This is a genomic window from Rhodococcus sp. SGAir0479 (assembly GCF_005484805.1).
Lineage (GTDB): Bacteria > Actinomycetota > Actinomycetes > Mycobacteriales > Mycobacteriaceae > Prescottella.
On the sequence record NZ_CP039432.1, the window covers coordinates 3,130,875 to 3,157,413 of the forward strand.

Below are 26,539 nucleotides of genomic sequence, written 5' to 3' on the forward strand. Positions count from 1 at the left end.
CGCTCAGCCGTTCGCGGGTTCGACGCGCAGAACCCGGTCGCCCGAACCGTTGTCGGTGGTGATCAGCAGGCTGCCGTCGGGCAGCCGGGTGGCCGAGCGTAGCCGTCCGTACTCGCCGGTGAGGGCGGACTGTGTCTCGACGACGCTGCGGCCGTCCTCGGACAGCTTCAGGAACAGCAGCTTCTTCGCCTGCTGGCTCGTGACCGCCAGCGCGCCGTCCCACTCGCCCCAGTCCGCTCCGGAGACGAACGTGCCGCCCGGGGTCGCGATCGTGGGCGTCCCCGAACTCCACACCGCCGCAACGGCGCCCGGCACGCGCTCGGGATCCGTCATCGGCACGCTCTCGTCGTAGACGAACGGGGCACGGTCCGGGCGGTAGCCGTAGTTGCTGCCCGCCTCGATCAGGTTCACCTCGTCGTCCCGGTCCGTGCCCTGCTCGATGTCGTACAGCCGCCCGGAGCCGGGCTGCAGCGCCAGACCCTGCGCGTTGCGGTGGCCCAGCGTGAACAGCGGGCTGCCCGCATCGGGGTTACCGGCGGCCGGAGTGCCGTCGGCGTTGATGTGAAGCACCTTGCCGCCCAACGAGTTCCGGTCCTGCGGCACCGTCGGGTTGGCGGAATCCCCCGTCCCGACGTAGAGCGTGCCGTCCGGGTGCGCGAGGATGCGGCAGCCGCCGTGCCGACCACCGGGGCCGGTGGGGATCCCGGTCAGCACGTCGCCGGTGCGCGTCAGGGCGGTCCATTCGGGATCCACCGTCCAGGACACGACGCGAATGTCGGTGCCCGGCTCCGCGCTGCCGAGCGAACCGGTGTCGAGCGAACCCAGCGGACCGGTGCCCGCCCCGCGATGTCCCTGGCACGTGTAGACCGTGCGACTCGTCTCGAAGTCCGCGGCGAGCGCGATGCCCATCAGCCCGGTCTCACCCTCGGCGTACAGGTCCGACAGCTCCGCGCTCACCTCGGCGACGTCGCCGTCGGCACGCTTGACCACGAAGCGTCCGGAGCGCTCCCCGGTCAGCACGGCGCCGTCCGGCGCGGCCACGACGTCCCACGGGCGCGCCAGACCGTCCATCACCGTGGTAACGGTCAACGACGGAAATTCCGCCGGCTCGGCGCAGGCCGTGGGGGCCGCCATGACCCCGACGGCCGCCACTGCCAGGACTGCTCCAGCTCCGCGAATCGGTGCGCGCACGTCGATCCTCCCCTGTCGGTTCGCTACTCGACGCTCACCCTACGCTGCGACACCGACTGGTCGGTCCGAGTAGCGACTGGTCGGTCCGAGTAGCGACGTCGGTGCCCGGTCAGGAGCAGACCGGAACCACCATGTCGAGGATGTGCGACGCCTGCTCGTCGGACGGCACCGTCGTACCGTTGGCGGCCGTCCCCTTGATCGCGGCCTTCAGTTCGTCGTCACCGGCGCCCTTCTCGCGCAGTGCACACGTGTCCTCGGCGATCGCCTTGATGGAGTCGTCGTCACGGTCGGTGGACAGATCGGAGTAGCCGGTCCGGAAGGCCGCCACGAACGCGGCCTCCTTGGCGCTGTCGAAGGCGTCGCCGGCCTTCTCCGCCGCGCTGGACACCGAACTCGACGCCGACGACGCGGCCCCGGACGCCTTGTCGCCGAGATCTTCCGCAGTCGAGGACGCCGACGTGGTCACCGAGGCACCCGTCGAGTCGTTGTCGTCGTCGTTGCTGCAGGCAGACGTGAAAGCGATTGCGGCGGCAGCGATCATGATTCCGGAGGCGAGCTTGTTCCTGTTCATGACGTCGATTCTGGCACCACTCGTCCCGGTCCGCCCGGCAACGTGGGACCGCGGACCGTCGTAACACGTTGCAATGCAGCCGTTTTCGAGCAGGACTCACACCGCACTCTCCGGCACGCCGTCAGATCTCTACCCACCACGGACCGAATCCATACCCACCCGCACCGTTTCCGGCGCGAGAGCCCACGACAGAGCGGAGCCCTCCCCGGTAGCGTCGTGGCCGTGACGGCGTGGGTGGAGGTGCTGGTGACCATGTCCGACGGCCCACGGCTGCCGGTCCGGGGCACCATCCGGAAGAGCCCGGACAGGCCCGAGCGGATCAACTTCGCCTATGCAGGCGAGGCGCCGCTCTACGTGGCCGTCGGCGGTGACGTGCACGTGTGGCGCGACGGCCCCGGGATGCGCATCGAGACCCTCGACGGGCGGCCCGTCTTCATCACCGACGGCGAGTCGGCGTGGCAGTTCGACGGCACCGGCGACCCGCCACTGCGCAGCGACGCCCGGCGCGTGCGCTATCTCGGTAGCGGACGTGAACTGCTGGTCAATCGCCCGGCACACGAGTGGCTGGGCGACGACTACACCCGGCCGGCCGGGCCGATCGAGGAAACGACGTTCCTGGGACGGGACTGCTGGGCGGTGGATCTGGCACCGGGACCGCGCAAGTCCGGGGTGCTGCGGATCGTCGTCGACCGGGAGAGCGGCGTCGAGCTCGAGCAACGCAATGTCGCCGCCGACGTGCGGGTGGCGTACGCCGACCTCACGATCGGGGAACCTGTCGACGCCGGGTTGTTCACCTGGACCGGGGCCGAGCGCGACTTCGACGAGGATCGCCGGCAACGCGCGGAGCGGGATCGCGCCGAAGACGATCGCCGGCTGGAGTGGTTCCGCGCCACGGTCGCCGCCGATCTGCCTGCCGTCCGGGTGCCGCTCACCCCGCGCGTCGAGGCCGTCCACACCCTCGACGAGACCACCGGCGCCTTCCGGGCGTCGATCACCGCCGGACTCGTGTCGGGGATGCTGGCCCGTCGGGTCCGGTCGGCCGAGCCGTGGAACCTGAAGTGGCCCGGCACCGTCGCCCGCTGGGCGACGTCCGGCTTCGAATGGGCCGTGACCCTGCACGGCGTCGACCTCGATGCCGCGGCGTTGGGTGCGCTGCAGCGGGCGCTGCACCCGGGGCAGGCGACGATACCGGCTGCGACGGCGTGACCCGGACGGGTCAGGTCACCAGTTCGTAGCCCGCTTCCGAGACCGCCGCGGCGATGGCGATGGTGTCCACGGGCGCGTCACTGGTGACGACGACGCGACCGGCATCCACGTGCACGTCGACGCCGGTGACTCCGGCGAGCTCGCTGATCTCCTCGGTCACCGCGTCTGCACAGTGCTGGCAGGTCATACCCTTGACGACATAGGTGTGCTGCATCGGTTCTCCCATCGGGGGCGTCTTCTCAGGATCGCACGAGACGCGCGATGGCGTCGGACGCCTCCTTGACCTTGGCGTCCGCCTCGGGGCCGCCCTGCTTGGCCGCCTCCACGACGCAGCCGGCGAGGTGCGCCTCGAGCAGCTTCAGCGACACCGACTGCAACGCGGACGTCGCCGCCGAGACCTGGGTGAGCACGTCGATGCAGTAACGATCGTCGGCGATCATGCGAGAGATGCCCTGGACCTGCCCCTCGATGCGCCGCAGGCGCTTGAGGAGGTCCTCCTGCTGAGGGGTGTATCCGTTCATGCCCCCATGATACCCCCTATGGGTACCGAGGTTGCCGAAGCCGGCGCCGGACGGCGAGGGCGAGCAGCCCGGCGACCACGACGGCCGCGAACGCCGCCGTGATCCAGGACCCCGAGTAGTGCATCGAGGTGAAGGGCGGCGCCCCGGGGGCCACCGGCTCGAACTCGGTGCCGGTCACGCCGCGCATCCAGCACAGGACCGCGACCGCCAGGGCCCCGATCGCTCCGGCGGACTCGGCCACCAGGATCAGACGCCGCCTCATGCCGACGTCCCTGGCACGGGATCGACGGCAGCGGTGAGCGCCGCTCGCAGACCGGCATCGTCCCGGGCCCACGCCTGCACGAGCGAGCCGTCGTGCAGGCGCAAGCCGATGGCGTGCCGTCGCCGCGGCACCCCCGACAGCTCGCCCAGGCTGCGGGCACTCTCCCACTCCTGCGGCTCGTCAGCGTACGGGTCCGCCTCCGGCAGCACGGCCGCGATCTCGGACACCGGCACCTCCTCGGCACCCTCGCGCAGCGTGGTACCGGTCAGCTGCACACTCACGTGCCGGCGGGCGGCGGTCACCTGGACCGCGACGATCCCGGCCAGGATCGCCGCGAAGAGCGTGAGCGCGAACCAGTGCACCACCGGCCCGGTCAGCAACTCGATCACCAACGCCACGACGCAGAACACCGGACCGTACGCCACCGTCCGCCACCGCGCCCCGACCTCCTCGAACAACACGGCCGGATCACTCGGCCCGTTCGCGTCGGAACCACTCACGCGCACCCTCCCGGAACACCAGAACACCGGCCACCACGAGCAGCAGCGGGATCACCAGAAACACCGGGGCGAGCACCCCGGTCACCGTCAACGCGATCGCCGCCAGGGCGAACACCGAAGACAGCACCACCTCGACCGCCCGTCCGCGCGCGTTCCCCGCCCGCACCGGGGCGGCCAGGAAGCCGATCGCGAGTCCGAACACCAGCGTCGCTCCCCCGACACCGCGGAGCAGCGCGACGAACGAGTCGGCGTCCGAGCCGAGTTGCTCCCGCAGGGCGGCGGACGACGTCGTCAGCGCCAGCAGTCCCAGGAGCACCATGGCGGCGGCGCACAGCACCCAGATCCAGTAGGCAGCGGAGACCAGGCGTGGCGTCGAATCGGTCACCACTCCATCCTGCGTCATCGATCAGTTCCGGACGAACCGCCCGGACTCATGCACCCAGGACACCCGGCAGCACCAGCAGCACGAGCGTCGCGAGCCCGAACAGCACCACCAGTGCGATCCACAGCAGTTCCCGTCGCCCCCCGGTCCGATGTTCGACGCGCATCGCCAACCCCCTGAACGTTTACGAACACCCCTGTTCATGTGATTCGTTTCACACTACAGGCCGCGACCGGCAGGTCGAAATCGTTGCGCCGCGGGTCAGCGCGCAGGGCCCGCCGGCAGGTTCAGGAAGTACGCATTCGACTCTTTCCGGTGCATCAGGACGATCGCCCCGACGGCGACGACGGCCTGCAGGATGCCTGCCCCGCCCATGACGAGCGCCGCCGTGCCGGTGGCGGCACCGGCCCCGAACACCGTCGGAATCGCCGAGAACACCGTGAACACGCCGGCCATCGTGAGCACCATCCGCGCCCAGTTCCGGCCCTTGCGCATCTTGAAAGCGAACAGCACGGTCAGCCCGCCCAGCACGAGTGCGAGGACCACCCCGGTGCCGACGAGACCGAGCGTGAGGAGCTGGTCCACCTCCGACCGCGAGACCTCCAAACCGGGCTGCTGCTTGGCCAACTCGTCCATCAGTTGGTCGACGAACGTGGCGCGGTCGCTGTGGACGAACATGAGCGCCGCAACCAGATACACCACGCCGAGCGCGATGACGGCGAACCACAACTGGAAAGCCGTGGTGACGTCGGCGGGAACGGGCCGCCGCTCCGGCGCCGCGGGCGGCATCGGGTACTGGCCGGGCGGGGTCGGGTACTGGGGGTACGGTCCCGGCTGCTGCGGCGGCTCGGACGAGTACTGCGGGGAGCCCGGCCAGGGGTCGGGCTGTCCCGGGTTCGGCGTGGTCATCCCAGCCGCCCTGCAACCTCGGCCGCCCAGTAGGTCAGCACGATGTCGGCACCGGCGCGGCGGATGCTCAGCAGCGACTCGAGGATGGCGGCGTCGCGGTCGATCCAGCCGTTCTGCGCGGCCGCGGTGATCATCGCGTACTCGCCGGAGATCTGGTAGGCGGCCACCGGAACCGTGGACCGATCGGCGACCTCCCGCAGCACGTCCAGGTAGGACATGGCGGGCTTGACCATCACCAGGTCGGCGCCCTCGGTGAGATCGAGGTCCACCTCGAGCAGCGATTCCCGGCGGTTGGCCGGGTCCTGCTGGTAGGTGCGACGGTCACCCTCGAGCGACGAGCCGACCGCCTCGCGGAACGGGCCGTAGAACGCGGACGCGTACTTCGCCGAGTACGCGAGCTGCCCGACGTCGATGTGACCGGCGGCGTCGAGCCCCTCGCGGATCGCGGCCACCTGGCCGTCCATCATGCCGCTGGGCCCGAGCAGGTGGGCGCCGGCGTCGGCCTGCGCGATCGCCATGTCGACGTACCGGGCCAGGGTCGCGTCGTTGTCGACCCGGCCGTCGGCGGTCAGCACGCCGCAGTGCCCGTGCGAGGTGAACTCGTCCAGGCACGTGTCGGCCATCAGAACCGTCGCGTCGCCCAGTTCCGTCTTCAGCGCGGCCAGGCCGCGGTTGAGGATCCCGTTCGGGTCGGTCGCGCACGAGCCGGCCGGATCCTTGTCCTCGTCGCGCGGGACGCCGAACAGCATCAGCCCGCCCACGCCGGCCGCGACGGCCTCGGTCGCCGCCTGCCGGAGCGAGTCCAGCGTGTGCTGGACGACGCCCGGCATCGACGAGATCGGACGCGGCTCGTCGATGCCGTCGGCGACGAACATCGGCAACACGAGGTGGCGCGGCTCGAGCGACGTCTCGGCGACGAGGCGTCGCAACGCGGGCGTGCCACGGAGACGACGGGGACGGTGAGAAGGAAACACGGCTCTCCCGGGGGTGGGTCAGCGGCGGGCGCGGGACTTCTTGCGCGGAGGAGGCAGGGCACCTTCGGCGCGCAGCCGGGCGGCGTGCTCGGCGAGCGCCTCGACCAGCGGGCCCATCTGTGCCGTCTCCGGCTGGACGTCGACGCGCAGACCGAATTCGATCGCGGTCTCGGCGGTCTTCGGACCGATGCACGCGACGATCGTGCGGGCGTGCGGCTTGCCGGCGATGCCGACCAGGTTCCGCACGGTCGACGACGACGTGAAGCACACGGCGTCGAAGCCACCCGTCTTGATCATCTCGCGGGTCTCGGCCGGCGGCGGCGCCGCCCGGACGGTGCGGTACGCGGTGACGTCGTCGATCTCCCAGCCGCGTTCGCGCAGGCCCTCGGCGAGGGTCTCGGTCGCGATGTCGGCGCGCGGCAGCAGCACCCGGTTGACCGGGTCGAACACCTCGTCGTACGGCGGGAAGTCGGCCAGCAGGCCCTCGCTGGACTGCTCTCCCGACGGCAGCAGTTCCGGCGTGATGCCGAACGAGCGCACCTTCTCCGCAGTGGCTTCGCCGACACACGCGATCTTCACGCCCGAGAACGCGCGGGCGTCGAGCCCGAACGCCTCGAACTTCTCCCACACCGCGCGCACCGCGTTGGTGGAGGTGAACACCACCCACTGGTAGCGACCGTCGACCAGCCCCTTGACGGCCCGCTCCATCTGGGCCGGGCTGCGCGGCGGCTCGACCGCGATGGTCGGGACCTCGATCGGGATGGCGCCGTGCGTGACGAGCCGGTTGCTCATGTCGGCGGCCTGCTCCTTGGTGCGCGGCACCAGGACGGTCCAGCCGTACAGGGCCCGCGACTCCCACCACGACATCTTGTTGCGCTGCGAGACGACCTTGCCGACCGTGACGATCAGCGAGCCCACCAGCTCGGAGCCGGCGTCGTTGAGCGTGGCCAGCGTGGCCTCGACGGTGCGCTGCTGGCGGGTGGTACCGCGCACGGTGATCGCGGCCGGGGTCTGCGGGGCCAGCCCGTGCTCGACCAGCGCGCTCGCGGTCTCCGCGAGATGTGCGGCGCTCGCGTGCAGCACCAGCGGGCCGGGCGCGGCGGCCAGCGCCGCCCAGTCGACCTCACCGCGCACGTCGGCCTCGGTGTGCGTCGAGCCCAGCGCCATGCCGGCGTAGCTCGGGACCGCGGAGCCGGAAGGCAGGCCCGGCAGTACCTCGAACACCACCTGGGTGCGGGCGACCGCGGAAACCTCGGCGATCACGGAGTCGGTGGTGAGCGGGTCCCCCGCGACGAGCCGGACCACGTCGTGGCCGTTCTTCGCCTCGGCGACCAGCGTCTTGGCGACCTCGGCCGGCTCGCCCAGCGCGGGGCGAACCTCGGCGATCGGCTCGTCGGTCTCGGCGTCACGGCCGAGCGCGGTGCCGACGAGCGCGGTCACGCCCTTGTCGACGTCGGGATCGGTGAACGCCAGGGCCGCCGACGCCAGCACGTCCCGTGCGCGGACGGTGAGCAGGGCCGGGTCGCCGGGGCCCGATCCAACGAAGAGGATCCGCCCGGGGCTGTTCTTACGGACTCGACTCATCGGTAGTTCTCCAGTGCGGTCTCATGTCGATAGGAATTAGAAGCGAAATCGGGCCTGCGATCGAGTCCCGAGCGGTGGCGGCCGTCAAGCATGGGCATCACCGTCCGAGTCGTCGAGGGCAATCATCAGATCTCGTGCGCCGAGCTCGAGCAGTTCGCGGGCCACCGCGCGCCCCAGCTCCTCCGCACGCTCGGGCGAGCCCACAGTGGACGCCCGAATCACATCGGAACCGTCGACCGCCGCGGCACAGCCGCGCACCGACAGTTCCTCGAACACGTGACCGGCGTCGTCGAGCGACTCGACGACCTCGGCGATGGCGCCGACCGGGGCGGTGCAGCCCGCCTCCAGCTCGGCCAGCAGGGCCCGCTCGGCCACCACGGCGGCGCGGGCGGCGGCGTCGTCGAGCTCCGACAGCACCGCGATCAGCTCCGGGTCGTCGGCGCGGCACTCGACGGCGAGCGCCCCCTGCGACGGCGCGGGCAGCATCTGCACCGGGTCGAGTGTCTCGGTGATCTCTGCGACGCGGCCGATCCGCGAGAGCCCGGCGCGGGCGATCACGATCGCGTCGAGCTCACCGGACGCGACTTTGCCGAGCCGGGTGTCGATGTTGCCGCGCAGCGGCAGGATCTCGAGGCCGAGGCCGAGTGCCCGCAGCTGTGCGCGGCGGCGCGGGGCCGACGTGCCGACCTTGGAGCCGGCCGGCAACTCGCCCAGCACCAGTCCGTCACGGGCGACGAGCGCGTCCCGCGGATCCTCGCGGCCGGGGACCGCGGCGATCACCAGATCGTCCGGCTGGGCGGTCGGCAGGTCCTTGTACGAGTGCACGGCGACGTCGACCTCGCCGGCCAGCAGCGCCTCCCGCAGCTCGGCGACGAACACACCGACACCGATGCGCTGCACCGGGCCGCCGGTGACGTCGCCCTTGGTCTTGATGATCACCAGCTCGGCCGGGTGACCGGCCGCGATCAGCGCGTCGCGCACCGTGCCGGCCTGGGTGGTGGCGAGCAGGCTGCCGCGAGTACCGATCCGCAGAGTGCGGGTGTCGGGACCGGTCTGGGAGGTCGTCGACGATGCCGCGTCCGTGGTCATGCCTGCGCATCCTTTCCTGCTACGTCGGGGCCGGCGACGAATTCGCCGAGATCGATGGGCGCTGCGACGGCCTCCGCCGACCCGGGGCGCAGCTCGAAGAGCTCGCGCAGGGCGGCCGCGTACGTGTCGCCGCCGGGAGTGGACGCGAGCTGTTTGACGCGCACGGTGGGCGCGTGGAGCAGTTTGTCGACGACCCGGCGGACCGTGCGGGCCACCTCGTCGCGCTGCGGGTCGTCGAGCCCGGGCAGCCGTGAGTCCAGCCGCAGCAGTTCGGCCTCCACGACCTCGGCGGCGCGCTGCCGCAGTGCCGTGACGGTGGGGGTGACCTCGGCCAGCCGCTGCGACGCGAGGTACTGGGTGAGCTCCGAGGCGACGATCGCGCGGGCGGCGTCGGCGTCGGACGCGGCGGCGCCGGCGGCGGGATCGCGCTGCAGCGCGGCCATGTCGAGCACGGCCACCTCGGGCAGCCCCGCGACGGCGGGTTCGACGTCGCGCGGCAGGCCCAGGTCGCAGATGACGAGCGGACGGTTCGGCTCGCGGCCCGGCTGGGCCAGGGCCCGGTGGGTGTCGGCGAGCGTGACGACGGAACCGACCGCGCCGGTACAGGTGACCAGGACGTCGGCCTGCGCCATCGCCGCCGACAGGTCGTCGAAGTCGACAGCCGTGGCGTCCACACCGTTGCCGGCCGCGTTCTCGGCGAGGTGTTCGGCACGCTCGCGGGTGCGGTTGACGACGAGGATGCGACCGATCCCGGCGCGGGTCAGGTGCGCCACCGACAGGCCGCCCATCGCACCGGCACCGAGCACGACGGCGGTGCGCCCGACCAGTCCACCGTCGCCCAGGATCCCGGCGGCCCGGTCGAGCGCGACGGACACGACCGACGCGCCCGCGGCATCGATGCCGGTCTCGGAATGCACCCGCTTGCCGACGCGCAGCGCCTGCTGCGCCAGCTCGTGCAGCGCGCGGCCCGCGGCCTGCTGCGCGTCCGAGGCGGCGTACGCGGCGCGGATCTGACCGAGGATCTGCTGTTCGCCGATGACCATCGAGTCCAGCCCGCTCGCGACCGCGAACAGGTGCTCGGCCGCGGCCTCGCTGTATCGGACGTACGCGTGCTTGTGGAGTTCGGTGAGGTCGAGTCCGGAGTGCTCGGCGAGCAGGTTGCCGATCTCGGTGAGCGCGCCGTGGAACGCGTCCACGACCGCGTAGATCTCGATGCGGTTGCAGGTCGAGACGATCATCGCCTCCGAGATGTGGGCCGAGGCCAGCATCTTGTCGGTCAGCTTGGGACGGTCGGTGTCGGTGACAGCGATCCGCTCGAGGACGGAGACGGGAGCGCTCCGGTGCGAGATCCCGACGAGAAGCACACTCACGGCCTGATCACCGATCCGTTTCTGGTCGCGCCTACCGCCGCGGCTGCGGCGGCTACCTGAGGAACCTGTTGTTCGTTCCGGGCCATGTTGAACGAGAGCACCTGCATCTCCATCGCGAGATCGACCCGACGCATCTCCACGTGGTCGGGGATCTCCAACGCGAGCGGGGAGAAGCTGAGGATGCAGCGCAGTCCGGCGCCGACCAGCTGGTCGCACACGTCCTGGGCCGCGGAATCGGGGGTGGCGATGACGCCGATGGTGGGCTCGAGTTGCCGGCAGGCGTCGGCGAGTTCGGCGACGTCACGGACCACCAGACCACCGATCGTGGTGCCGATGCAGGCGGGGTCGGTGTCGAACAACCCGACCATCGAGAAGCCCCGCCGGTCGAAGCCGCCGTAACCGGCGAGCGCACGACCCAGGTTGCCCACGCCGATCAGCACGACCCGGTGGCCGCGGTCGAGTCCGAGCGCGGACTCGATGCGGGCGCGCAACCGGGTGACGTCGTAGCCGACGCCGCGGACCCCGTTGGGGCCGAGGAAGGACAGATCCTTGCGCAGCTTGGCCGAGCCGACCCCGGACGCGGTGGCCAGTTCCTCGCTCGAGACGATGATCGCGCCCTCGTCGGCGAGTACCGACAGGACCCGCAGGTAGGTCGCGAGACGCGTCACCGTAGCCTGTGGGATGTCACGTTGCGCCGGCGCCGGAGTCGTTCCCCGCCGGGAGCGGGACGAAGGCGAAGCAGCGCCGGTGACGCCGCGGGTCACTGACCCCTGCGCCTGGTGCTCCTCGATCACGTCGATGGCTCCTCGTCCGGTCGGCCGTGTACCCCGGCCCTCGCGCGGAAGGTCCGGGGGATTTGTTCACACCACGGTAACCGCTTGTGAAGCCATGCACAAAGTTGCTCAACCGCCCTCAGACGTGCTCTCACCTGCAGAGCGACCGAATTCGGCACTGTGGGGTGACCCTTCCCACTCCCCCTCCGGCCCCCGCCGTGCGGGCCCGGATTCAGCGGGAGGCGAGGTCCGCGCGGAGCCGATCCTCGTCGACTTCCCAGTAGCTGTGCTCCTTACCGTCCAGTAGGACGACGGGCAACCGGTCACCGTACTCGGCCCGCAGATCCGGATCGTCGGCCGCCGCCTCGTCGACGTCGATGCAGGTCAGTTCCAGATCGAACTCCCGGCAGATGTCGCCCAGCAACTCCCGGGCCGGAACGCACGCGCCGCAGCCCGCACGGGTGAGGAGGGTTATCCGGTTTCGCGTCTGGTCCATGCGATCCAGTGTTCCTCGAGCCCGGTACCGCCGATTCGGCGGCGGTGCAGCGCGCAGGTTCCCGACCGCTCCGTTTCGAGACGAACATCACACGGTCTCGGCGCCGCCCCGATCCGGGGCGATCGGCCCGGACAGGCGGGCTAGGGTGAGCCAGAGGTGTCTGCGACGCGGGAGGTGCGAGTGCCTGGGCGATCACTGCCGATCGGCGCGAGATTCGGGGTGGGCCTGTCCGGGATGCTGCGCCCCGGACGCCGCCGGATCCGCAACCTGCTCGGCCCGAGCGAGGCCGAGATTCGCGCCAACGTCGCGGGCGAGGCCAGCGCCGACGCCGCGCTCGCCCTGCAGGAGGCGGAGGCGCTCGAAGCCGCCGCCCTCGAGGCCGCCGAGGCGGAGGCGCTCGAGTCGGCCCCGGCACCGGAGACCGCGCTGCCGCCCGCCCCGCCCCCGGAGCCGGCCGTCCCCCTCGACCTCACCGCCGCCGCGTTCTTCGACGTCGACAACACCATGGTGCAGGGCGCGTCGATCATCCATTTCGCCCGCGGCCTGGCCGCCCGCAAGTACCTCCGCACGGCCGACCTCGTCGACTTCGCGTGGAAGCAGGTGAAGTTCCGGGTCACGGGCAAGGAGAACAGCGACGACGTCGCGGAGGGCCGGGCGAAGGCCCTGTCGTTCGTCGCGGGACGGTCGACGGCGGAACTGGCACGGCTCGGCGAGGAGATCTACGACGAGGTCATCGCCGACAAGATCTGGGCCGGCACGCGGGCGCTCGCGCAGATGCACCTCGACGCGGGCCAGCAGGTGTGGCTCGTGACCGCCACTCCGGTCGAGCTGGCGCAGGTCATCGCCAAGCGTCTCGGTCTGACGGGCGCGCTCGGGACGGTCGCGGAGAGCAAGGACGGGGTGTTCACCGGCCGGCTCGTCGGCGACATCCTGCACGGCCTCGGCAAGGCGCACGCGGTGCGCACGCTCGCAATCCGTGAGGGGCTCAACCTCAAGCGCTGCACGGCGTACTCCGACAGCTACAACGACGCACCGATGCTCTCGCTCGTCGGGACGGCGGTGGCCGTCAACCCGGATGCGGACCTGCGCGAACTCGCGAAGACCCGCGGGTGGGAGGTGCGGGACTTCCGCACCGGGCGCAAGGCCGCGAAGGTCGGCATCCCGACGGCGCTCCTGCTGGGCGCGGTCGGCGGGGCCGTGGGCGCGATCCTGAGCCGGCGCCGCGAGCGCGCACTGCTGGCCGAACTGGCCCGGGCCGAACGGGCCGACCGACGTCAGCCCATGAAGACGTTGCGCCGCTGCGCGAGCAGGCGGTAGAGGGTCTGCTGGATCGTCTCGCGCACGTGGTCGGTGACTTCGAACAGCACCATCGGGTCGTCCGCCTCGGCGGCGTCGTACGTGTCGGTGACGATCGGGGTGCCGAACTCGATGTACCACTTGGACGGCAGCGGTATCAGGCCCAGCGGCCCGAGGTGCGGGAACATCGGCGTCACCGGGAAGTACGGCATGCCGAGCAACCGGGCGAGCGGCGCGAGGTCGCCGATCTTGGGGTAGATCTCCTCCGAGCCCACGATCGAGCACGGGATGATCGGCACGCCGGCCCGCATCGCCGCGGAGACGAACCCGCCGCGGCCGAAGCGCTGCAGCTTGTAGCGCTCGGAGAACGGCTTGCCGACGCCCTTGTAGCCCTCGGGGAAGACCGCGGCGACCTCGCCACCGCGCAGTAGCCGCTCGGCGTCGGGATGGCACGCGAGGGTGTGTCCGGCCTTGCGTGCGATGTTGCCGACGACGGGCAGCTCGAACGCCAGATCGGCCGCGAGCATCCGCAGCGCCCGATGCTGCGGGTGGTGGTCGTGGACGGCGACCGACGCCATCAGCCCGTCGATCGGGACCACGCCGGCGTGGTTGGAGACCACCAGCGCCCCGCCGTGCGCGGGAATGTTCTCGACACCGCGGGTCTCCACCCGGAACCACTTCTCGAACAGCGGGCGCAGCGCCGGCAGGAACACGGCGTCCGCGAAGTGCGGGTCGTACCCGAACTCGTCGACCTCGTAGTCGCCGGCGAGGCGGCGGCGCACGAATCCGGCGAGGCCGGTGACCTGGTCGGCGACCCGGTCGCGCAGCCCGTCGAGCGGAGTCCCGGCGCGTTCGTCCACCGCGTCGGCGACGGCCCCTGGTGGTGCGGCGGCCGGGGGCGCGGAGTCGGGCTCGGGACGCCGGATCGGCGGGGTGGATGAGGGCGGGTCGGTCGCGCGACTGCGCGCCGAACGGGTGCTCGCGCCGCCGTGCAACGGAATCACCTTCGCCACGTCGTTCACGTCAGTCCCCTGCCCTGGTGTCGACTTGCTGTCTCGGTCACTGTCGTCCGGGTGCGTCATCCGGCCCGGGTCTCGGCCCCGACGAGGGCGAGCGCGGCCGATTCGGCCCGGTCCACCCAGCTCGTCCGGATCATCGGCGTGAGGCCGACACCGCGGACGAAGTCGTCGAGCGCCTCGCACGTGGTCCAGCGCGGCTCGAGGCCCAGATCGGCGTGCATACGCGCGGTGTCCAGCCCGCACCCGTAGTGGAAGTAGTCGAGCTGTTCGCGCGTGAAGGAGCGCATCTGGGAGCCCGTCAGTGCGCGGCCGACGCTACGGAAGAGCGCGAACGGCATCGGCACCTCGACCCGGCCGGCCCGCCGGATGGCCTGCGACAGCATCACCACGCCGTCGCCGGCCACGTTGAACGTCCCGGCCGGGCCGGTCGTCGTGGCTCGTTCGAGCGCGCCGAGCGCGTCCTCCTCGTGCAGGAGCTGCAGGCGGGCGTCGCGGCCGACGATGCTCGGCACGATCGGTGACGACAGGTAGCGCGCGACCCAGCCGTGCAACCGCGGACCCATCAGCGGCGCCAGCCGCAGGATCGACACGGCGATGTCGGGACGGCGCCGGCCGAGTCCGCGGGCGTAGCTCTCGATCTCGATGCAGTCGCGTGCCCAGGCTCCCTGCGGGGGACGGCGGGCGCTCATCTCCTCGGTGAACTTCGCCGGATCCTCGGGGCTGCCGCCGTACACCGCGGACGCCGACCGCAGCACCACCTTGCGGACGGTGGGCGCCTTCTGGCACACCGCGAACAGTTGCATCGCGCCGATGACGTTCATGTCCTTCATCGCAGCGCGGCTGCCGGACTTGGGCGCCTGGGCGACCGTGGCGGCGTGGACGACGGTGTCGACCTCGGCGCCGCGGATGACCTTCCCGATCACGGGGTTGCGGATGTCGGCGCGGACGAACTCGGCGCGCCCCATCCGCCGCATCATGTCCTTGCTCGGCGAGACCGAGTCCACGGCGATGACCCGCTCGACACCCGGTTTCTGTGCCAGTCGCGCCACCAGGAACCCACCCGGGAACCGGCTGGCGCCGGTCACCAGCACCACCCTCGGCGGCTGCACACCCCGCTCGTCAGGACTCACCGGTACCCCCGTCCACTCGCGCCCCTCCGGCGAGCCTAACGAATCCGCGAGCGGGGGCAAGGCTTGCACGCGAGCCTTTACAACCTGGCAACACGCCCCGTGAACACGCAGATGCCCGCCACCACGAACGGGTGACGGGCATCCGGCGCAAGAGCCCTACCGGCTTACTTGCCGAGCTTCCGACGCTGAACTCGCGTGCGGCGAAGCAGCTTGCGGTGCTTCTTCTTCGACATACGCTTGCGGCGCTTCTTGATCACTGAACCCATGGTGGGTGTCCCTCTTCTCTAGCGTTCAGCGCACGCCGGTCACGTACGCCTGTGTCTTCCTCTGGCGCTTTCAGGCCTCGTTCGCCACTGGCCGCTCTCACGGCCCCAGCGCCTGACGACACCGGCTGGCTGGTACGACGACTAACGATCGTACCGGGGCGGGTCCGCTCGGCGAAAACCGAGGTTCACCGTTTCGCTGCCGGCCTCTCAGCCGGCGTCGAAATACGAGGTCTCCAGATAATCGTGGACCGCCTTGGCGTGCACACGGAACGAGCGTCCGACCCGTACGGCCGGGAGCTCCCCGCTGTGCACCAGGCGGTACACGGTCATCTTCGAAACCCTCATCAGCGTCGCGACCTCCGCGACGGTGAGGAACTGCGTCCCGGCCAGGCCTGCGCCGCCGGGTCCTTCCTGCTTACCGGACTTGTCCGATCTTGCCGGCTTCGCTGGGTTTACCGGGTTCTCCTGAGATCCCATCTGTCCACATACCTCCGGCACGTGTCGCGCCGCCGGCTTCCCCTCCGGCGGAACAGACACGCACGTGCTGACACGAGCTTAGCGGGACCAGAGGGATTGGTGCGACGGGTGTTGCAAACAAGATCACCGATCGTGCTCTACTCGGGAGCCACACCCAGTTCCGCCGAGCGGTCCCGAGCGGCCGCGAGCGCGTCGTAGTACGCGGTCCGCAGCCCGCCCTGTTCCAGTCGGCGCACCGCCGCCGCCGTGGTACCCGCGGGTGAGGTCACCGCGGCCCGCAGGTCGGTCGCGCTCTCGCCCGATTCCGCCAGCATCGCGGCTGAGCCGACCATCGTCTGCACCACCAGCTCGCGCGCGACGGCCCGGGTCAGGCCGAGCGCGACACCGGCGTCGATCATCGCCTCGACGGTGAGGAAGAAGTACGCGGGACCGGAGCCGGACACCGCGGTGACGGCGTCGATCTGCGACTCCGGGACCGTGGTGACGGTGCCGACGGTCGCCAGGATCGAGCGCACCAGATCCAGGTGGGCGGGCTTGACGTGTCGGCCCGGGGCGATGACGCTCGCACCCTGCCCCACCAGCATCGGGGTGTTCGGCATGACCCGGACCACCGGGAAGCCGGCGGGCAGCTTCACCTCGTAGCGCGCGGTCGGGATGCCGGCCGCCAGCGAGACCAGGATCTGCTCCTGCTCACCGTCGAGGTCGACCTTGCCGAGCGCCGTCAGGACCGCGTCCACGTCGACGGGCTTGACCGCGATGACGATGACGTCGGCACCCTCGGCGGCGTCCTCGATCGTGGTCACCCGAATCGAGTACGTGGCCGCCAGCTCCTGCTGGCGCGGCTCGTACTGCTCGGCGACGACCAGGTCCCGGGTCGCGTGACCACCCTGCAACAGTCCCGAGATCAGGGCCTCACCGATCTTGCCGCCACCGATCACCGCAATTCTCGTCATGCGGACAGCTTAGGCACTGCGTGCCGGTGCGCCTTTTCGGTAGTACCGGCTACCGGAATGGCGCACGGGCGCCGCAGGTGCCTAGCGCGGGATCATCGCGAGCTGCCGGCTCTGCACCACGACCGCGCCGGTCGAATCGAGGACGGTGTGGTCCTCCTCGAACCAGGTGTCGCCCAGGACCGTCGAGCTGGCCATGACGCGCAGCCATCCCGGCGCCGGGAGCCGGCGCAGGTACGTGGTGAGCTGGACGGTCGGTGCCCAGCCGAACATTCCGCGGTTCATGGTCACGGGCGCGCAGATGTCACCCGTCATGATCGCGAACAGCGCCGCGGTGGCCGGGTCCTCCTCGTCGGCGGCCCACGGCCGCGCCCACATCCGGACCTCCGGCTCGCCCTGCTGCCCGCGCAGGAAGTGCGCGGACGAGCCGTCGACGCTCAGATCGCATCCCTGCGACACGTGCACCACCTGCGCCATCGGATGGTCGGCCACCAGCGCGTGCGCCTCGGCGGACGGCTCGGCCGGCAGTTCCGCGAGCGCCTGCGCCCGCGTGTAGTGCGGCTCGCCGGCGTCCGGGACGCCCAGCGTGACGGCCGCGTGTACGGCCGGGCGACCGTTCTGGGACAGCTCGACGTCCACCAGCGACACCTGCCGACCGCGCTTGCGGACGGTGGCGAGAACGTCCACGTCGCCGGGGTCGGGCGCCGCGAGGTAGCTGGCGCTCACGGCCAGCGGCAGCACCGACGGGTCGACGGGCAGGTCCGCAGTGGCGGTGCCCAGCAGCTCGCGGCGGGCGGCCGCCGCGCACAGCGCCGTCATGCAGCCGCCGTGCACCTTGGGGCCGATCGTCCAGATCGGGTCGATGTGGGCCGCGTACCGGCCCGACCCCTGCGCGTCCATGGTGGTGAGGTCGCGGAACGGGTGGCGGCCGGGCGGCCGGGTGTCGGTGGGGGCGGTCACGATTCGTCCTGTCTGTCGGGGTCGGTGAAGTCGTCGAAGGTGCGGCCCGCGAACCTGGCAGCGCCGATGTCCTGGTGCGCCAGTCGGCGCAGCGCGGCGAGTACGGGTTCGTAGATGACGGTGCCCAGGACGGCGTACTCGACCGCGGATTCGGGTGTGTCCGTGGGCATCAGCTCGAGGTCGATCTCCGCGATGCCGCGGACGTGCCGGGCGTACACGTCGAGCCGCTCGTCGGTCATCGGGATACCGACGTCCTCCGCGGCGGCCAGAGCTCGTTCAAGTTGCGCGACAACGGGATACGACGGCTCGTACACCTGCCCCAGCCGTTCCAGGACAGCCCGGGCCCGGGGATGCTCACCCGTCGGACCGGCGTCGGAATACGGCGGCAGCGCCGCCAGCGCCCGGCCGATCGTCTCGAAGACCGTGTCGGCCGGGCGGTCGACCAGACCGACGATGGTGCGGATCTTCCCGAGCGGCAGTCCCATCCCGGCGAGGGCCTTGACGAGCGCGAGGCGCCGCACGTGCTCCTCGCCGTACTCGGCGTGCGTGGCACTGCTCGCCTCCCCCGGCATCAGCAGTCCCTCGCGCAGGTAGTACTTGACCGTCGCGAGCGGCACCCCGGTCGCGGCGACCAGTTCCGAGACCCGCACGCCGCACCTCCCGTGCTGCTTGACACCCGGCCGCGGCCGGTCGACCATGAACTGCATCACTGGATAGTCGAACTATCCAATCGGTCCGAGCGTACCCCAGCCGAGGAGCTCCCCATGGATCCCGTGCTCACGATCGTCGTCGGCGTCACCCTGCTCACCGTCGTGGGCATCGCGTCCGGTGGCGCGCTCCTGCTCCGCATCCTCACCGGTCACGTCGGCGCCAACGACCTGCAGAAGACGTTCTTCCGGGCCGGGCACGCGCACGCGGGTGTCCTCGTCACGCTCGGGGTACTGCTCGCGACCCTGACGGCGGTGGTCGACGCGAGCCCCGGATGGGCGGCGGCCGGGGCGATCGCCGTGCTCGTGGCGGCGATCTTCATCCCGGCCGGCTTCTTCCTGTCGGTGCTGGGCCGCGAGCCGGCCCGGCCGGGGCCGATGGTCGCCTCGATCTGGGTCGGGGCGGTCTGCCTGGTCGTGGGTCTGGTGATCTCCGGGATCACCGTGATCGGCGCGGGAGTGTCCGCGCTGTAGGCGCGGGCGGCGTCAGCGCAGGTTCTCGCGCGCGAAGGTCAGCGCCTGACCCAGCATCGACGCCCGCTCCGGCCGCGTCCGCGCGTTCTGCGTGTTGATCTCCACGACCACCTGGCCACTGAAGTCGCTGTCGACGAGGTGTCGGCACACCTCCACGCACGGCTGATTGCCGTGGCCGGGGACGAGGTGTTCGTCCACCGAGGCGCCGCGGCCGTCCGCCAGGTGCAGGTGCGACAGTCCGGACCCCATCCGGCGCGCGAGATCGAGGGCGTCCATGCCGGCGGTCGCGGTGTGCGAGAGGTCGAGCGTGTAGTGCCGATGCCCGGAGTCGGTCGGGTCGTACGACGGACTGAACGCCGAGAGCGCCGCGCCGGGACCGCCCCGCCGACGCAACCGCTGCGCCGTGCGCTCGCGGCCACCGAAGAAGCTGTCGGCGCGCATCGGGAACATGTTCTCCACCGCCACGACGGCGCCGGTCTTCTCCTCGAGCCCGGCCACCTGGTCGGCGAAGCCGTCGGCATAGCGCCGTTGCCAGCGGAACGGCGGATGCACCACCACGTTCGACGCCCCGAGCGACTCGGCCGCGTCCACCGACCGGTCCAGCTTCGCGACGGGATCGGCACCCCACACGCGTTGGGAGATCAGCAGACACGGGACGTGGAGGGCCTGCACCGGGACCGCGTACTTGCGGATCAAACGCTTGACCGCGGACACGTCCTGGCTGACGGACTCGGCCCACACCATCAGCTCGATGCCGTCGTACCCGACCTCGGCGGCGTAGCGGAACGCCGCCTCGGTGTTCTCGGGGTAGACGGACGCGGTGGACAGCCCGACGAGAATCTTCCGATCCGGCATCCGCGCCCTTCCTCTTCCCCGCGCCCGGTCAGCTCGTGCTGAGCAGGAAGGCCAGCGGACCGAGCGTGACGAACACGCCCGCGACGACGGCGATGACCAGGCTGGCGATGTCGTCGGTGCGGCGCAGGATCCGCACCATCGCGACGAGCCCGACGATCACGAGGACCGCCAGCACGAGGCCGACCATCGGCAGCATGTCCCACAGCTTCTCGAAACCCTTGAACATCAGCGCGCCGGCGACCAGCGCCACCGCGCCCTGACCGAGAAGAACGGCCCACTGCTTGCCGTTGCCGGACTCGGGTTCCGGGTCGACGAGGTCGTCGTCCGCGTCGACGGCGTCCTGTCGGAGCGCTTGCGGACCGGAGGTGTCACCGCCCTGACGCAGGAGGTCGCCCGCGACGGTCTGTCCGGCCAGCAGTTTCGGCTCGGGTTCTCCGCTGTGCGCCAGCGCCGGCACCTGCGGGATGACGGTGGTTTCCGCAGTGGGACCGGTCGGCGCCGAGATCACCGCGGTCACGGCCGTCGCGGCGACGGTGGGCGTGTCGGCCTGCGCCTTCCGCTCTTCGGCCTTCTGCTGGTCGGCCTTCTGCTGGTCGGCCTTTTGTTGATCGGCCTTCTGTTCGGCGGCCTTCTGTTCGGCGGCCTTGCGCGCTGCCGCCGCCTTCTCGTCCGCAGCCTTCTTCGCCTCGGCCGACTTCCGCGCCTCGGCGGCCTTGTCCGCCGCAGCCTTGTCCGCCGCAGCCTTGTCGTCGGCGGCCTTCTGCTCAGCCGCAGCCTTGTCGTCCGCGGTCTTCTTCTCGTCCGCGGCCTTCTTCTCGTCCGCGGCCGTCTGCTCGACAACAGTGTCCTGCTCGGCCGGCGCCTTCTCCGCGGGAGCGTCCTGCTCGTCGGCGTCGTCGGCCGCCGCGGCGCGCCCGCTCCGGACCGCCGGGAACTCGCCGGTCAGTTCGGCGACGGAGATGCCGCCCTTGATGCCACGACGACGCCGGCCACCACCACCGGCACCTACTCGCTGGCCGTTGCGGGCCAACAGCTCCGCAACCGAGATTGCTTGGCTGTCACCTTCGGGCTCAGTCATCGAGCGCTCACCACCAGTTCTCCACCCATGTCCGTATCGAGCTTGCGAAGAATCAGACCTTCACGCAGTGCCCACGGGCAAATCTCGAGCGTGTCGATCCCCAGCGCGCGCATGCTGGCCTCCGCGACGAGAGCCCCGGCCACAATCTGCTGGGAGCGGTCGGAGCTCACGCCCTCCAATTCTGCACGGTCCGACGTCGTCATCCGTGAAATGAAGGCGATCAGCTGCCGCAGCCCGCTGGCGGTGAGGGTGCGCTTGACGCGCGGACCTGCACCGGAAGGGGCCGCGCCGGTCAGGCGGGCGAGCGAGCGGAAGGTCTTGGACGTGCCGACACGCAGGTCCGCGTCGCCGGCGGCGCGCAGTTCCTTGGCCGGGACGGCGAGCTCGGCGTCGAGCCAGTCCCGCAGGACGGCGATGCGGCGCTTGCCGGGCGGGTCCTCCTGCAGCCAGTCGCGCGTCAGGCGGCCGGCACCGAGCTGCAGCGAGAACGCGACGTCCGGGTCCTCGTCCCCGCCGCACGTGAGCTCGAGCGAGCCGCCGCCGATGTCGAGGTTGAGGATGCGTCCGGCGCTCCAGCCGTACCAGCGGCGCACCGCCAGAAACGTCAGCCGGGCCTCGTCCACCCCGGACAGCACCTCGAGGTTGACGCCGGTCTCGGCGCGGACGCGGGCCAGGACGGCCTCGGAGTTGTTGGCGTCGCGCACCGCGGAGGTCGCGAAGGCCATGAGTTCGCCGCAGCGCGACGACTGCGCGATACCGGCGAAGTCCCGCACGGTCGCGACCAACCGGTCTGCACCGTAAACAGTGATGTCTCCGCGTTCGTCGGTGTTCTCGGCAAGCCGCAGTGCGGCTTTCGACGAACTCATTGGGGTGGGGTGCCCACCACGATGTGCGTCCACCACGAGCAGGTGGACGGTGTTGCTTCCGACGTCGAGTACCCCTAGGCGCACAGGGTTACGGTACTGGGTCTACCGTCGGGCACTGTGACAGCAGGCAGCACCGGAGGCTCACACAAGATCGTGCCCGCCCCGGAAGTGGATCTCGATTTCCCGCGCGAGTGGGTCCAGTTCGTGGACCCGGAGAACCCCGAACACACGATCAAAGCCGACATGACGTGGCTGCTTTCGCGCTGGACCTGCGTGTTCGGTTCGCCCGCCTGCCAGGGCACGGTCGCCGGACGCCCCGACGACGGCTGCTGTTCGCACGGCGCGTTCCTCTCCGACGACGAGGACCGCGAGAAGCTCGACGCGTCCGTGAAGATGCTCACACCCGAAGACTGGCAGTTCATGGAGAAGGGTCTGGGCAAGAAGGGATACGTCGAGGAGGACGATCTCGAGGACGAGCCGGCACTGCGGACGCGCAGATACAAGGGGGCGTGCATCTTCCTCAACCGTCCCGGGTTCGCGGGCGGTATCGGCTGCGCGCTGCACAAGATGGCGCTGCGCAAGGGCATCGAGCCGCTCGAGGTCAAGCCCGACGTGTGCTGGCAGCTGCCCATCCGCCGCACCCAGGAGTGGGTGGACCGCCCCGACGGCGAACAGATCCTCGAGACGACGATCACCGAGTACGACCGTCGCGGCTGGGGCGAGGGCGGCGAGGACCTGGCCTGGTACTGCTCCGGCTCACCGGACGCGCACGTCGGCACCCGGCCGGTGTGGCAGTCCTACGCCCCCGAGCTCACCGAGCTGCTCGGGAAGGCCGCGTACGAGGAACTCGCGTCCCTGTGCCGGCGCCGTCAGGGGCTCGGCCTCATCGCGGTGCACCCGGCGACCACCGCCGCCCAGGCGAAGAACCACCTGGACTGATCGCCTCGCGGGTGGCCGGATGCCGCCTGCGTCCGGTCGGGCGCGGGTGACATCCGGTCGCTCACTCCTCGAGCTTGTACCCGAGGCCGCGCACGGTGACCAGGTGCTGCGGCTTGCCGGGGTCGGCCTCGATCTTGGCGCGCAGCCGCTTGACGTGGACGTCGAGGGTCTTGGTGTCGCCCACGTAGTCGGCGCCCCACACCCGGTCGATGAGCTGACCGCGGGTGAGGACGCGTCCGGAGTTGCGCAGCAGGTACTCGAGCAGATCGAATTCCTTGAGCGGCAACGACACCGGCTCCCCGCCCACGTGCACCAGGTGCCGTTCGACGTCCATCCGCACCGGTCCGGCCGCGAGGACGCCGTCCTCGGTCCCGCCGTCCGCCTCGGCCTCGGCGCCGCGGCGCAGCACGGCCCGGATCCGGGCGATCAACTCGCGGGCCGAGTACGGCTTGGTGACGTAGTCGTCGGCACCCAGTTCGAGCCCCACGACCTTGTCGATCTCGCTGTCGCGTGCGGTGACCATGATGACCGGCACCGACGACTTCGCCCGCAGCTGCTTGCACACGTCGGTGCCGCTCATGCCGGGCAGCATGACGTCGAGCAGCACGATGTCGGCGCCGGAGCGCTCGAACTCGGCCAGCGCGGACGGGCCGTCACCGACCACGGTGGTCTCGAACCCCTCCTTGCGGAGCAGGAACGCGAGCGGGTCGGCCAGCGATTCCTCGTCCTCCACGATCAGCACACTCGTCAACGGTTGCCCTCCAGGCTCGTGCCGCGTCGTCTCACGACGCGGCCCTCTTCTCGATCATTGTGGGTTCGTGGGCCTCGGGGGCCGCGGCCGCGTCCGAGTATCCGGGCTCGAAGTGGCCGGGAATCTGCAGCGTGAAGGTGGACCCGGTGCCCGGCCGGCTCCACAGGTCGATGGAACCGTTGTGGTTGGCGGCGACGTGCTTGACGATCGCCAGCCCCAGACCGGTGCCGCCGGTGGCGCGGGAGCGGGCCTTGTCGACGCGGAAGAAGCGCTCGAACACCCGCTCCTGGTCTTCCTTCGCGATGCCGATCCCGCGGTCGGTGACCGCGATCGCGACGTTGTCGCCGCGCACCGAGCGGCTCACCGACACCGGGGACCCCTTGGGCGAGTAGGCGATCGCGTTCTCGACGAGATTCGACAGCGCGGTCACCAGCAGCGTGCGGTCGCCCATCACCTCGAGCCCGCTCGGGGCGTCGGTGTGGACGGTGATCTCGGCGGCCTCGGCGGCGACCGTGGACCGGCGCAACGCCTCGGCCACGACGTCGTCCACGTCGACCACCTCGAGGTCGGGCAGCTTCTCGGCGCCCTGCAGCCGCGACAGTGCGATGAGTTCGGTGACCATGTTGCCCAGGCGGGCCGATTCGCTCAGCACGCGCTGGCCGAAGTAGCGGACGGAGTCGGGATCGTCGGCGGACTCGAGCAGCGCCTCCGCCAGCAGCCCCATCGCACCCACCGGGGTCTTGAGTTCGTGACTGACGTTGGCGACGAAGTCGCGGCGGGTGGCCTCCATGCGGACCTGCTCGGAGTCGTCGTCGGCGAACACGACGACGAAGCGCCGGTCCTCCTCGGTCAGCAGCCGCGCGACCCCGCGGACGGCGATCCGGTCGCGGCCGCGCTGCGCGGCCCGCCGCGTGAGGTCGACCTCGACGGGGCCGCCCGACTCGAACACCTCGGTGGCCGCGACCCACGCGCGGTCGTCGATCATGCGGTTGCGGACCAGCCCCAGTTCCTCGGCGCGCGGGTTAGCCAGCACCACGTCGTTGAACTTGTCGACGACGGCGATGCCGCTGTCGGAGGTGCGGACGATGACGTCGAGGACCTGCGACAGCGTCAGTCCCGCCTGCGCCCGCTGGCGCCGGGCGTGCCGGGCCGTCAATCGGGGGACCGCGACGCCGCCGACGACGCAACCGATGATCGCGGTCACGACGGCCAGCATCACGGCCTGAACAACAGTCACACGAGAATCGTACGTTCGACGAACCCGACCCCGAAGGCGGGTGTGACGGTTTTCTCGCACGTCACAAGCCCGAGAGCTGGCGTTTTCCGCTTGTTCACCGTTTGTTCGCCACCCCGGGCGCGTTTCGCGCACGTGTCGCGCTCCGGACGCAGAAAACCCCGCGTTTGGCGCACTCGACGCGGGCCCGTGGGGGCCGTTGTCGCGACAAGCGCGCAAAACGCGGGGTGGGAGGCCGGGCTCGGGGCCCGGGCCGGGGACCGATGCGCAGGACCTACTTGGCGCCCTGGTTCGCGACGGCGGCGGCGCCGGCCGCGGCGGCCTCGGGGTCGAGGTACGTGCCACCCGGGTTGAGCGGCTTCAGGTTCTCGTCCAGGTCGTACCGCAGCGGGATGCCGGTGGGGATGTTCAGGCCCGCGATGTCCTCGTCGGAGATGCCGTCGAGGTGCTTGACCAGTGCGCGGAGCGAGTTGCCGTGCGCGGTGACCAGCACGGTCTTGCCCGCCTTCAGGTCGGCCGAGATGGTCTCCTCCCAGTACGGGACGAGACGCTCGACGACGTCGAGCAGGCACTCGGTCAGCGGCACCTCGGGCAGATCGGCGTAGCGCGCGTCCTGGTCCTGGCTGTACTCGCTGCCGGCCTCGATGGGCGGCGGCGGGGTGTCGTAGCTGCGACGCCACAGCATGAACTGGTCCTCACCGAACTCGGCCTTGGTCTGGGCCTTGTTCTTGCCCTGCAGCGCGCCGTAGTGGCGCTCGTTGAGGCGCCAGTCGCGCACGACGGGGATCCAGTGCCGGTCGCACGCGTCCAGCGCGAGGTTCGCGGTGCTGATCGCACGGCGCAGCAGCGACGTGTAGAGCACGTCCGGGAGCAGGTTGTGCTCGGCGAGCAGTTCACCGGCACGCTTGCCCTCGGCCATGCCCTTGTCGGTGAGGTGCACATCCACCCAGCCGGTGAACAGGTTCAGCGCGTTCCATTCGCTCTCGCCGTGGCGGAGCAGCACAAGTGTTCCGGTACTCATACCCCAATCCTGGCATGACGGCCCGGGACGGCCTCCGTGAGCCGCTGGTTCCACCGCCCCGCGGGCTCGGGCGCCACCGATTCCTCCGCCCCGCCGCGGTGGGCGGGGTGCTGCCCGACACCCCCCCGGTACAGCTGAAGGGACCCTCCGTGCGCTCGCAGCGCCCGAAGGGTCCCTTCAGCTGTCAGACGGGGGCTCAGCCCAGCCCTGCCGTCATCTCGGACCGGTCAGTCTCAGAGGTACTGACCGCAGACCGGCCATGCACCGCGGCCCTGTCCGGCCAGCACGTTCTCGGCCACGCGGATCTGCTCCTCGCGGGAGTTCTGGTGGGCCAGGCCCGAGCCGCCGAAGGACTGCCACGTGCTGGCGGTGAACTGCAGACCGCCGTAGAAGCCGTTGCCGGTGTTGGCGGCCCAGTTGCCGCTGCTCTCGCACTGCGCGACGGCGTCCCAGTTGCCGGACGCGGCGTTGGCGGTGCCGGTGCTCATCGCGACGGGCGCGGCGACGAGGGCGGCGGTGGCGGCGACGGTACCGATGGTGCGCTTGATGTTGAACTTGGCCATGGTGGGATGGGTCCTCTCCGTGTTGCCGGCGAGGCCGGCCGCGGACGACGGGGAATGTCGATCCGGGCTGCTCTGGCTCTCGCCCTGCCCCTCGTAGGTCTCCGGTCCGAACCCGCGGGGCAGAT

The 26,539-nt window shown here is 70.9% G+C and carries 32 protein-coding genes; 4 read left to right on the forward strand and 28 right to left on the reverse strand.

Annotation, left to right across the window (positions count from 1 at the left end):
* Positions 1-3: 3 nt before the first annotated feature.
* Both E7742_RS14575 and E7742_RS14580 read right to left on the reverse strand, forming a co-directional pair.
* Positions 4-1,134 carry a PQQ-dependent sugar dehydrogenase gene (locus E7742_RS14575; RefSeq protein ID WP_137801225.1) on the reverse strand — a complete coding sequence of 377 codons (1,131 nt, stop codon included), beginning with the start codon at positions 1,132-1,134 and terminating at the stop codon, positions 4-6.
* 166 nt (positions 1,135-1,300) lie between these two features.
* Positions 1,301-1,762, reverse strand: a complete 462-nt coding sequence (locus tag E7742_RS14580; protein ID WP_137799587.1) for a hypothetical protein — start codon at positions 1,760-1,762, stop codon at positions 1,301-1,303.
* Between the two features lie 222 nt (positions 1,763-1,984).
* Between E7742_RS14580 and E7742_RS14585 the strand changes: the two genes are divergently transcribed.
* A complete protein-coding gene (locus E7742_RS14585; RefSeq protein WP_137799588.1) occupies positions 1,985-2,968 on the forward strand; it encodes a LolA family protein in 984 nt (327 codons plus the stop codon).
* A gap of 10 nt (positions 2,969-2,978) precedes the next feature.
* Here the strand turns inward: E7742_RS14585 and E7742_RS14590 are convergent, their stop codons facing one another.
* The 12 genes from E7742_RS14590 to E7742_RS14645 all read right to left on the reverse strand — a co-directional run bounded on the left by E7742_RS14590 (position 2,979) and on the right by E7742_RS14645 (position 11,828).
* The gene (locus tag E7742_RS14590) at positions 2,979-3,182 is read right to left on the reverse strand and encodes a heavy-metal-associated domain-containing protein (protein ID WP_137799589.1); all 204 of its coding nucleotides are present in this window, start codon (positions 3,180-3,182) and stop codon (positions 2,979-2,981) included.
* A 25-nt stretch (positions 3,183-3,207) separates the two neighbouring features.
* A complete protein-coding gene (locus tag E7742_RS14595; protein ID WP_137801226.1) occupies positions 3,208-3,489 on the reverse strand; it encodes a metal-sensitive transcriptional regulator in 282 nt (93 codons plus the stop codon).
* Between the two features lie 16 nt (positions 3,490-3,505).
* Complete coding sequence (locus E7742_RS14600; protein ID WP_175420492.1) at positions 3,506-3,751, reverse strand: hypothetical protein; 246 nt, start codon at positions 3,749-3,751, stop codon at positions 3,506-3,508.
* The gene (locus E7742_RS14605) at positions 3,748-4,251 is read right to left on the reverse strand and encodes a hypothetical protein (protein ID WP_137799590.1); all 504 of its coding nucleotides are present in this window, start codon (positions 4,249-4,251) and stop codon (positions 3,748-3,750) included. The genes E7742_RS14600 and E7742_RS14605 overlap by 4 nt, the downstream gene beginning before the upstream one ends.
* Complete coding sequence (locus E7742_RS14610; RefSeq protein ID WP_254699014.1) at positions 4,220-4,654, reverse strand: hypothetical protein; 435 nt, start codon at positions 4,652-4,654, stop codon at positions 4,220-4,222. Before E7742_RS14610 ends, E7742_RS14605 begins: the two co-directional genes overlap by 32 nt.
* Before the next feature lie 240 nt (positions 4,655-4,894).
* On the reverse strand, positions 4,895-5,542 hold the full coding sequence (locus E7742_RS14615) for a hypothetical protein (protein ID WP_137799591.1): 648 nt from the start codon (positions 5,540-5,542) through the stop codon (positions 4,895-4,897).
* Positions 5,539-6,516 (reverse strand): porphobilinogen synthase, encoded by a 978-nt coding sequence (gene hemB, locus E7742_RS14620; protein WP_137799592.1) that lies wholly within the window; start codon positions 6,514-6,516, stop codon positions 5,539-5,541. The genes E7742_RS14615 and hemB overlap by 4 nt, the downstream gene beginning before the upstream one ends.
* Positions 6,517-6,534: 18 nt before the next feature.
* Complete coding sequence (locus E7742_RS14625; RefSeq protein WP_137799593.1) at positions 6,535-8,100, reverse strand: uroporphyrinogen-III synthase; 1,566 nt, start codon at positions 8,098-8,100, stop codon at positions 6,535-6,537.
* An 84-nt stretch (positions 8,101-8,184) separates the two neighbouring features.
* Positions 8,185-9,189, reverse strand: a complete 1,005-nt coding sequence (hemC, locus tag E7742_RS14630) for a hydroxymethylbilane synthase (RefSeq protein ID WP_137799594.1) — start codon at positions 9,187-9,189, stop codon at positions 8,185-8,187.
* Positions 9,186-10,559: a glutamyl-tRNA reductase gene (locus E7742_RS14635; RefSeq protein ID WP_137799595.1), complete on the reverse strand. Its 1,374-nt coding sequence runs from the start codon at positions 10,557-10,559 to the stop codon at positions 9,186-9,188. Before E7742_RS14635 ends, hemC begins: the two co-directional genes overlap by 4 nt.
* Positions 10,556-11,359 carry a redox-sensing transcriptional repressor Rex gene (locus tag E7742_RS14640; RefSeq protein ID WP_441346923.1) on the reverse strand — a complete coding sequence of 268 codons (804 nt, stop codon included), beginning with the start codon at positions 11,357-11,359 and terminating at the stop codon, positions 10,556-10,558. The genes E7742_RS14635 and E7742_RS14640 overlap by 4 nt, the downstream gene beginning before the upstream one ends.
* A gap of 205 nt (positions 11,360-11,564) precedes the next feature.
* Positions 11,565-11,828 (reverse strand): glutaredoxin family protein, encoded by a 264-nt coding sequence (locus tag E7742_RS14645; protein ID WP_137799597.1) that lies wholly within the window; start codon positions 11,826-11,828, stop codon positions 11,565-11,567.
* Between the two features lie 180 nt (positions 11,829-12,008).
* Between E7742_RS14645 and E7742_RS14650 the strand changes: the two genes are divergently transcribed.
* On the forward strand, positions 12,009-13,145 hold the full coding sequence (locus E7742_RS14650; protein WP_137799598.1) for an HAD family hydrolase: 1,137 nt from the start codon (positions 12,009-12,011) through the stop codon (positions 13,143-13,145).
* Here the strand turns inward: E7742_RS14650 and E7742_RS14655 are convergent.
* From E7742_RS14655 to E7742_RS14685, 7 genes are all read right to left on the reverse strand, one after another.
* On the reverse strand, positions 13,103-14,146 hold the full coding sequence (locus tag E7742_RS14655) for a lysophospholipid acyltransferase family protein (protein WP_137799599.1): 1,044 nt from the start codon (positions 14,144-14,146) through the stop codon (positions 13,103-13,105). The genes E7742_RS14650 and E7742_RS14655 overlap by 43 nt on opposite strands.
* A 56-nt stretch (positions 14,147-14,202) precedes the next feature.
* Entirely contained in the window at positions 14,203-15,252 is a 1,050-nt protein-coding gene (locus tag E7742_RS14660) for an NAD-dependent epimerase/dehydratase family protein (RefSeq protein ID WP_441346856.1), read from the reverse strand.
* A gap of 185 nt (positions 15,253-15,437) precedes the next feature.
* On the reverse strand, positions 15,438-15,539 hold the full coding sequence (locus E7742_RS14665; protein WP_003402602.1) for a 30S ribosomal protein bS22: 102 nt from the start codon (positions 15,537-15,539) through the stop codon (positions 15,438-15,440).
* A 207-nt stretch (positions 15,540-15,746) separates the two neighbouring features.
* Positions 15,747-16,016 (reverse strand): helix-turn-helix domain-containing protein, encoded by a 270-nt coding sequence (locus tag E7742_RS14670; protein WP_254699015.1) that lies wholly within the window; start codon positions 16,014-16,016, stop codon positions 15,747-15,749.
* A gap of 137 nt (positions 16,017-16,153) precedes the next feature.
* Entirely contained in the window at positions 16,154-16,969 is an 816-nt protein-coding gene (gene proC, locus E7742_RS14675; RefSeq protein WP_137799600.1) for a pyrroline-5-carboxylate reductase, read from the reverse strand.
* Positions 16,970-17,050: 81 nt separating this feature from the next.
* Positions 17,051-17,866: a thioesterase family protein gene (locus E7742_RS14680; RefSeq protein WP_137801230.1), complete on the reverse strand. Its 816-nt coding sequence runs from the start codon at positions 17,864-17,866 to the stop codon at positions 17,051-17,053.
* 56 nt (positions 17,867-17,922) lie between these two features.
* Positions 17,923-18,576 (reverse strand): MerR family transcriptional regulator, encoded by a 654-nt coding sequence (locus E7742_RS14685; protein WP_137801231.1) that lies wholly within the window; start codon positions 18,574-18,576, stop codon positions 17,923-17,925.
* 114 nt (positions 18,577-18,690) lie between these two features.
* On the opposite strand from E7742_RS14685, the gene E7742_RS14690 reads away from it, so the two are divergent.
* Positions 18,691-19,107, forward strand: a complete 417-nt coding sequence (locus E7742_RS14690; RefSeq protein WP_137799601.1) for a hypothetical protein — start codon at positions 18,691-18,693, stop codon at positions 19,105-19,107.
* 12 nt (positions 19,108-19,119) lie between these two features.
* Here the strand turns inward: E7742_RS14690 and E7742_RS14695 are convergent, their stop codons facing one another.
* The 3 genes from E7742_RS14695 to E7742_RS14705 are packed head-to-tail and all read right to left on the reverse strand — an operon-like array spanning position 19,120 to position 21,990.
* On the reverse strand, positions 19,120-19,962 hold the full coding sequence (locus tag E7742_RS14695; protein ID WP_137799602.1) for a sugar phosphate isomerase/epimerase family protein: 843 nt from the start codon (positions 19,960-19,962) through the stop codon (positions 19,120-19,122).
* A gap of 28 nt (positions 19,963-19,990) precedes the next feature.
* Positions 19,991-21,040 carry a hypothetical protein gene (locus tag E7742_RS14700; protein ID WP_137799603.1) on the reverse strand — a complete coding sequence of 350 codons (1,050 nt, stop codon included), beginning with the start codon at positions 21,038-21,040 and terminating at the stop codon, positions 19,991-19,993.
* Positions 21,037-21,990 (reverse strand): Ppx/GppA phosphatase family protein, encoded by a 954-nt coding sequence (locus tag E7742_RS14705; RefSeq protein WP_137799604.1) that lies wholly within the window; start codon positions 21,988-21,990, stop codon positions 21,037-21,039. Before E7742_RS14705 ends, E7742_RS14700 begins: the two co-directional genes overlap by 4 nt.
* A 33-nt stretch (positions 21,991-22,023) precedes the next feature.
* On the opposite strand from E7742_RS14705, the gene E7742_RS14710 reads away from it, so the two are divergent.
* Complete coding sequence (locus tag E7742_RS14710; RefSeq protein WP_137799605.1) at positions 22,024-22,845, forward strand: hypothetical protein; 822 nt, start codon at positions 22,024-22,026, stop codon at positions 22,843-22,845.
* Between the two features lie 61 nt (positions 22,846-22,906).
* Here E7742_RS14710 and E7742_RS14715 read toward each other — a convergent pair whose 3' ends face one another.
* From E7742_RS14715 to E7742_RS14730, 4 genes are all read right to left on the reverse strand, one after another.
* Positions 22,907-23,596 (reverse strand): response regulator transcription factor, encoded by a 690-nt coding sequence (locus tag E7742_RS14715; protein WP_137799606.1) that lies wholly within the window; start codon positions 23,594-23,596, stop codon positions 22,907-22,909.
* Positions 23,597-23,627: 31 nt separating this feature from the next.
* On the reverse strand, positions 23,628-24,833 hold the full coding sequence (locus tag E7742_RS14720; protein ID WP_137799607.1) for a sensor histidine kinase: 1,206 nt from the start codon (positions 24,831-24,833) through the stop codon (positions 23,628-23,630).
* A 271-nt stretch (positions 24,834-25,104) separates the two neighbouring features.
* Positions 25,105-25,851, reverse strand: a complete 747-nt coding sequence (locus tag E7742_RS14725; RefSeq protein ID WP_137799608.1) for a phosphoglyceromutase — start codon at positions 25,849-25,851, stop codon at positions 25,105-25,107.
* Positions 25,852-26,084: 233 nt separating this feature from the next.
* Entirely contained in the window at positions 26,085-26,414 is a 330-nt protein-coding gene (locus E7742_RS14730; RefSeq protein ID WP_137799609.1) for a transglycosylase family protein, read from the reverse strand.
* Positions 26,415-26,539: the final 125 nt, after the last annotated feature.